This window comes from Mesorhizobium sp. M4B.F.Ca.ET.089.01.1.1 (assembly GCF_004022605.1).
Classification (GTDB): Bacteria; Pseudomonadota; Alphaproteobacteria; order Rhizobiales; family Rhizobiaceae; genus Mesorhizobium; species Mesorhizobium abyssinicae.
Window position 1 is genome coordinate 1 of sequence record NZ_RZOS01000942.1, and the last position, 977, is coordinate 977.

At 62.9% G+C, this 977-nt stretch carries 1 protein-coding gene; it reads right to left on the bottom strand.

Annotated features, from left to right (window positions below; all coding sequences use genetic code 11):
- Nucleotides 1–148: 148 nt before the first annotated feature.
- Nucleotides 149–814: an O-methyltransferase gene (locus EN780_RS35210; RefSeq protein ID WP_128276537.1), complete on the bottom strand. Its 666-nt coding sequence runs from the start codon at nt 812–814 to the stop codon at nt 149–151.
- Nucleotides 815–977 lie beyond the last annotated feature (163 nt).

A 977-nucleotide genomic window follows, 5' to 3' on the forward strand; every position in this document is an offset into this window, starting at 1 on the left:
CTTCGCAGCGCCACCTTTCCCCCCTCCGGAGGGAAAGGTGGCGCTGCGAAGCAGCGACGGATTGGGGGAAGCCGGTCGTCAAATGAACAGCCGATGACAAAGTGAGCACGACCAAGTTGGTCTGATCATCATCATTCACGGTGTAATGTCACTCGACGATCGCTATCGCAAACCCGTCACAGCCCTTGGCGCCGACGGTCTGGATGGCCGTGCCGTCGAGCCGCCTCTCGCCGCCGATGAACGAGAACGCCGCGCGTGCGCCTTCGACATTGGCGTCGCCGCTATCTTTGTGCACCACGGCGCCGTCACGAATGACGTTGTCGCAGACGATGACCGTTCCAGGCCGTGACAGCTTCATTGCCCAGTCGAGATAATTCGGATTGTTCGGCTTGTCGGCGTCGATGAAGACCAGATCGAACAGACCCGCGTTTTCGCCACTCAGCACGGCGAGCGATTGAAGCGCCGGACCGATGCGCAGATCGATCCGGTCTGACACCCCTGCCCGCTCGAAATTCGAGCGTGCGACCCTGGCATGGTGCGGATCGAGCTCCAGCGTCACGACCTTTCCATCGGCGGGCAGTCCCCGCGCCATCCAGATGGTCGAGTAGCCGCCAAGGGTTCCGATTTCCAGCACCCTTCTCGCGCCGCGGATGCGCACCAGCAGCGACAGCAGCTTGCCTTGCGCGGCCGAGACGTCGATCGCCGGCAGGCCCTGATCGCGATTGGCCGCGAGCACTGCGTCAAGCACGGGATCCGCCGCGAACAGCGAGGAAACGATGTAGTCGTCGACGGCCGTCCAGGTCTTCTTGCTCATGATGATTCCTCGTGCCGCTGAAAACGCGAAAAGGGGCCACGCGGGCCCCTTTCCTTCTTCTCTTGTCGTCCCGCGATTACTGCGCGGCGGTGACCATGTCGGTCAGCATCGGCTCGGCGACCTCGACGCCAGACGCCTTGCGGCGCTCGTCGATGATCAGCTC